This is a genomic window from Acidiferrobacteraceae bacterium (assembly GCA_037388825.1).
Lineage (GTDB): Bacteria > Pseudomonadota > Gammaproteobacteria > Acidiferrobacterales > JAJDNE01 > JARRJV01.
In genome coordinates this window covers 1-5625 of sequence record JARRJV010000132.1, presented here as the reverse complement: position 1 = coordinate 5625, position 5625 = coordinate 1, and the positions used below count along the sequence as shown (strand labels likewise).

Genomic DNA, 5625 nt, shown 5'->3' with positions numbered 1-5625 from the left:
GAATAAGGTTAGATCGTGTGAGCAGAGCGAACCACGATCTGAACCGTTTGTTGGACGAGCCCGGGGATGGTTGGGTCGGAGACCTTATACTAAGAAAATATCTTTTCGAAGTCCGCTCGTTGTAGAGACCTGGTGAGCGCAGGCTGTCCCTCCAACAAGCGCGGATTGTCGCCGTTGCAGCGAGATCGGCAGGAAATGGGTGTTTCGGGGCGTTTCTGTGTGTATTGTACCGGTATTTTGGCCGAGCGCGCCCCTCGGCTTGATGGCACCGATCGCCAACCCTTCAGGTTGTAGGGGCTGGGTTACATCACATGTTGCTCCGCCCGCGTTAGCCGGCAGGCGCCGGTAGTGAGGAGGGCACCATGCGTGGCATCCGCGTTTTCACGATCGCCATGGTGGCGCCGCAGCAAGAACAGGTGAGCCGGGGCCGTGGCAGGTCCGACGGCTGCGCTTGAGGCGGACGCAGTCGGAACAGCCATTGGATCAACGCGATCAGGCGTTTGCTGTTGGAGTGCAGAAAACCGAAGTTGCGGGCGCGGCGAAACCCCTTGGGCAAGACGTGCTGCAGGAACAGCCAGAGAAATGTTGCACCGGAGACCGTTCGTGTTCGCCTCTTTTTGGCTCTGCCGTCCTGGTAACGGAAGGTCACCTGCCCGTTTTGACAGGCGACGATATCCTTTTCCTGAATGACGCCGCGGTACAGATAACGCCCGAGATAGATCAACGCCTTCTCGCCGGTGCCGACCGATTTGACGTCCACCACCCACGTGGCGGGCAGCATCGCCGGAAGTGCAAGGCCTTCCTGGGTGATGGCATCGAGCATCTTTGCGCGGAAGACCTTGGCCAGTGCTTTGTGGTTGAACAGATAGCCCGACGCCTTCTTGCCTTTGCCGCGCTTGGTTCGCCACAGCCGGTGGCCGGCATCGATCGCCGCCCCGGGCATTACCAGATGGACATGCGGATGATAATCGAGGCGGCGCGAATGGGTGTGCAAGACCGTGATGGCCCCGCCTGTTCCCTGCAGTTGTTTATCGTTCTCGGTAAAGGTTTTGACCGTCTCCCAACTGCAGCGGGTGAGCAGGGAATAGAGGACCCGTTGATGGTGCCAGCTCAATGACCGCAGCGCCTGCGGCAGAGTGAAGGTCAACAGAAAATACTCGGCAGGCACCTGCTTGTTCAGCTGGCGCTGCAGCCACTGCTGGCTTTCATGGTTCTGGCAGTGCGGACAATTGCGGTGACCGCAGGAGTGGGGCACGAAGCATTGATGGTCACACTCGCTGCATTGCGCCAGCATCAAAGGGCTGAGCGAAGTCCGGCAGGTTTTCATGGCGGCCAGCGCCTGACGCTGACTCGGCAGGATCGCGTCCTGGTATTGCGCCAGGAAATCGGCCTCGAACATCTGAATGATCGATGACAGCAGGATCATTTGATTGCCCCCCATTCGATGCGAAAGGCGTTCATCAGCGCATTGATGACCATCCCGCACTCGGCCACCACGGTGCGCAGCGTATTCTGCACGCCGCCACGATCGAGCGGCGTGGTCGCCCGATACGCCGCCTTCAGTCCGCCGTGCCGATTCGGGAACAGCAGTACCGGGTTACGATGGACTCGCCAGAAGCGGCGCAACAGATCCAGGGTCGTCTCCGGCAGCGGAACCAAACGATCCTTGTTGCCTTTCGAATCGCGGATATGAACGCGCTGCCGATGGGCATCGATATCGCCCACCTGCAGACGCAGCCCTTCGCCGAGTCGAAGCCCCAGGCTGTAGACGGTGAAATAGAACACCCGATAGCTCACCATCCGGGTGGCCATAAACAACCGCTGCGCCTCCTCGATGGTGACGATATCGGGCAAACGTCGAGTCTTCGGCGGCTTGATCAGATTCACATGCACCCACGGTTTGTGCAGCACATGGGTGTAATAGAACTTGAGCCCGTACAGATCGAGCTTGACCGCGCTCCAGGAATGGGTGTCGAGCCGCTTACTGAAATAGTCGGTCAGTTGCTGCTCCGACAGATCATCGATCTGATAATCGAACCAGGCGCCGATGCACCGGATCGCCCGCGAATAGGCTTCGATGGTCTTCGGCTGCAGCCCCTTGAGCCGAAGGTGTTTGAGATGCGTCTGGTAGTTCTGCTTGAAATCGTACTCGGATGATGTTGACATGATCACGTCGCCTCATGTTCGTTGTGGAACGACCCCTCGGATGCGAGGGGGTGAGGCTCTCTCGCAGTAGGAACGCCGGTTACCCGGCGCCCCCTGCCCAGACCCGGACGTGCGGTTTTCCCGCATCCGGTTCCTCGGTTGTACTCGCGTCGCGCAAGGCAAGAACTTAAGCGAGCAATCTGCGATTCGACCTGACCACAATACGTGGCGGGTGAAACAACCCACGACTGACCGCGCGCCAAAAAACGTCCCATGTAAAGCTGTTCCGTTTCCCGCCTCGCCGATTGAGCCATTTGAACGTACAGGCCATGGCCCACCGGTAAAAGCGATTAAGCGAGCGGCTGTTGCCGATAACGCCGTAGTAGTTGTAGTGCCCCTTGAGCCTGCGATTGAGTCCGCGGACGAACTCGCCCTTCGGCAGGTGCCGGTTCTCCTTGATCCACGTCTTGATCCGTCGGCAGGCGCCTTGGAGTTTCTTGGGAACCGTGCGCCTCTTAACCCGAGGCAATCCTTTTCGGTCTTTGTCCCAGTAAAACTCGAACCCTAAAAAGCAGAAGCGGCAGCCCTTCCCCAATCGGGTCGGACTGAAGTGCAGGCACTTCGTTTTCTCTTCGGCCACTTCCAGGCCGAATTTCTTCAACCGTTGGGGTAGTGTCCGATAGAACCGCTGCGCATCCTCTTCGTTCTGGAAGGCGCAGACCCAATCATCGGCATAGCGGATCATCACCGCCTTGCCGCGAATGTGTCGGCCGACTATGCGATCGAACCAGAGGTCCAGCGCATAGTGCAGGTAGAGATTCGCCAGCACCGGAGATACGATGCCCCCTTGCGGGGTCCCCGTTTCCGGGTGGACAACCTGTCCATCCGTTTCCAATATTCCGGCTTTCAACCATTTGCGGATCAATCCCACGAAGGCTCGGTCGTCGATGCGATGCGCCAACATCTTTAAGATCCAGTCGTGATCCATGTGGTCAAAGAAGCCACGTATGTCTGCTTCTACAACGTAATGGTAACCTCCAAACTGGAGTTCTTTGGTCAGTTCCGCGATCGCATCGTGTGCGCTTCGCCCTTCTCGGTATCCGTAACTGCAATCCAGAAAGTCCTGCTCGTAAATGGCCGTCAGCACTTTTGCACAGGCCAATTGCACCAGTTTGTCCTCCAATGCCGGAATACCAAGTGGACGTTGCTTGCCGTTCTCCTTGGGTATGTAGACGCGGCGTACCAGCTTGGCACGGTATCGCTTGGTTTTCAGTCGTTCGACCAATCTCCGGATGTTGCGGCTTGTGCCGTTACTTCGTCCACACCACCGGCTGCACTCTTATTGAGGCCCCGCCAGGCATCGTGCAACAGCTCTTCATCCAGACACCGATACAGGTTCTGAAACCGATGTCGCTTGTCGATCTTCGCCTTGATGGCTATTCCCCGCAGGGAGGTTGGCTCGTCTATTTCCGGCCCTGCTTTGTCCGGGACGAGTGACCTTTGCGAGCTACGTACTTCCGTCAGGTCCTTCCCCTTGTTCATGGCTTTCCCATGCTCTGAGTACTATGCCTGATAAGACACCCCGGCGGCATCCGGCTCGGCGCCTGCCCGTCTCCTGGTCTCCGCAATGTCCGCTTAGATCGCTGCATAGTTCCGTTTCCGGGTTTCCCCTTCGGTGCCTCAATATCAGTAAGTCTTACGTTCATGCTTCTCCAGGTGGGAGCCGGTCGGGGCTTCCCGAGTTCTTCACCTCATCTCTTCCTGCATGCCACGGCCTGAGGACTCCGGCGGATCTCCACACCCTCGCCTTTTCGGGTGCTTCCGTGTTGCCTTCGGTGGAGCATTAACCCCTCGGCATCCGAAACGATCAATCTCGAAGCTGTACCAGCACTTCAGGGTGCGCGTCACCCCTACGGCCTACAGGATTCTCTGTCTACGCTTCGCCCGTCTTGTTCGCCTTCCTTTGCTCCGCCTCGGGCGCAAGACTCAATACGGGTGGGGGGCTAGCCCTTACCCGACGGGGACTTTCACCCCGCAAGATGCGGCGAGCTTTGCTCGGCGCGAAATGCTGTTGACTTAAGCCTCAGCCAACTTCTCGGCCCTGCGTTGCTTCCACTTGTTGATGCTCTCCTTGCACACGCGCGGCTGGGGTGGTCGTGGCTTTTTCGGGGGGTAATAGCGGACACGGGCGATTTCATCGAGGACTTCCCAGAAGATGGCGATGGCCATTTCCGGGTTCTCGGAAGCCAGCATGGCGGCATCGGAGGCCAGTGCCATGACGGCGTTCTTGAACTGCGGGCGTGACTTGTGTTGTGGGCATGGGGTCGGCTCGAACACCATCATGAGGCGAGCGATGACGCTCATGATCATAACGGCAAACAGCTCCTGGCGGATGCCGTTTTCGGTTCTGCTGTGGAACGACTCGAGGCCGAGGAAACATTTTTCGTCGCGATAGTACGACTCAATCTGCCAGCGACGGAAGTAGAGATCGATGATACTGTCGGCGGAAAAGGCGGTCGTATTGATGAGGCCGGTGAGCAACACTGAGACAGTGCCGTCTGGGCTCTCGAGACGTATTGCACGGAGCATGATCGGGGTCACCTCGTCACGCTGCTGCTGCGGCTGGCTGCTGAGGAAGGAACTGGTCGGATCGATCCAGACGATGCCCTCTCTGTCTCCGGATTGAACAAAGCGTTCGACTGCCGGGAAGGTGGAAGAGGCGGGACAGCGAAACAAGTAGAAGCCATCATAATGCTTGTCCAGATATTTGATGAGATCGAAGCTCGGGTAGCCACGATCGAACAGCAGGATGCTCTTTGACGGGATGTATGGGAGCATTTGCTTGACCTCTTCGCGCTCACTGCCTTGATGGATCGGCATAATGGTCCGAGCGACGGGAATGCGGCGAAAGACATCATAGGCCGTGGAGACAAGGCATTGCGGATAATGGCCTTTGCCGGGGTTATCGAGCCCTGCTTCAGGATCGAACACCTCGCGCAGTTCAGCAGAGGCCGGCAGCGTAAATTTCGACCCGTCGAAGGCGATGACATTGAATCCATTCCAGGTCGACTCAGGCGTGTCGGGCCAACATTCATACGCCAGCTGCACGGCACCTTGATGAATCGATTGCAGCACCTCCCACGGGAGTTTGCTGCGCGCCTTGGTGACAGCGCTGCGATGAGCCGCCTCGGCCTCTGGCCACAGCCCGCTGCGACGGGCCTGTTTGAAGAACTCGCCAAGTTTGCCGTCGACGCCGCGGTGTTTGCCGCTGACAGTCATCGAGAGCAGGAAGACGATGAGCTTATGCAGCGGAATTTTTCTGTTTCTGGTGAAATGAGGGGAATCGCCGGTACCGGGGAGAGCAGTTGGAATCAGCTGCAGGAAGGATGCAAATAAACCGGAAAGTTGGCATGGATATTCAAATCAGTTTTCGTGCCATGTTTAGACTCCTTTGGACAATTTTTTGTGGGTCGAGTTGTT

5 protein-coding genes are annotated in these 5625 nt (G+C 57.7%); all 5 read right to left on the bottom strand.

Annotation, left to right across the window (positions count from 1 at the left end; genetic code table 11):
• Positions 1-328: 328 nt before the first annotated feature.
• The 5 genes from P8X48_13325 to P8X48_13305 all read right to left on the bottom strand — a co-directional run bounded on the left by P8X48_13325 (position 329) and on the right by P8X48_13305 (position 5517).
• Positions 329-1426, bottom strand: coding sequence for a transposase (locus P8X48_13325; protein MEJ2108284.1), 1098 nt, complete (start codon positions 1424-1426; stop codon positions 329-331).
• Positions 1423-2166 (bottom strand): site-specific integrase, encoded by a 744-nt coding sequence (locus P8X48_13320; protein MEJ2108283.1) that lies wholly within the window; start codon positions 2164-2166, stop codon positions 1423-1425. The genes P8X48_13325 and P8X48_13320 overlap by 4 nt, the downstream gene beginning before the upstream one ends.
• Positions 2167-2332: 166 nt before the next feature.
• Positions 2333-3430 (bottom strand): group II intron reverse transcriptase/maturase, encoded by a 1098-nt coding sequence (gene ltrA / locus P8X48_13315; protein MEJ2108282.1) that lies wholly within the window; start codon positions 3428-3430, stop codon positions 2333-2335.
• Positions 3415-3687 carry a hypothetical protein gene (locus tag P8X48_13310; GenBank protein ID MEJ2108281.1) on the bottom strand — a complete coding sequence of 91 codons (273 nt, stop codon included), beginning with the start codon at positions 3685-3687 and terminating at the stop codon, positions 3415-3417. Before P8X48_13310 ends, ltrA begins: the two co-directional genes overlap by 16 nt.
• A 534-nt stretch (positions 3688-4221) precedes the next feature.
• Positions 4222-5517: an IS4 family transposase gene (locus tag P8X48_13305; protein MEJ2108280.1), complete on the bottom strand. Its 1296-nt coding sequence runs from the start codon at positions 5515-5517 to the stop codon at positions 4222-4224.
• Positions 5518-5625: the final 108 nt, after the last annotated feature.

Bases quoted from the DNA above. Each gene is read 5' to 3' on its own strand.
- P8X48_13325 (MEJ2108284.1), bottom strand. From the start codon at position 1,426: ATGATCCTGCTGTCATCGATCATTCAGATGTTCGAGGCCGATTTCCTG.
- P8X48_13320 (MEJ2108283.1), bottom strand. From the start codon at position 2,166: ATGTCAACATCATCCGAGTACGATTTCAAGCAGAACTACCAGACGCAT.
- P8X48_13310 (MEJ2108281.1), bottom strand. From the start codon at position 3,687: ATGAACAAGGGGAAGGACCTGACGGAAGTACGTAGCTCGCAAAGGTCA.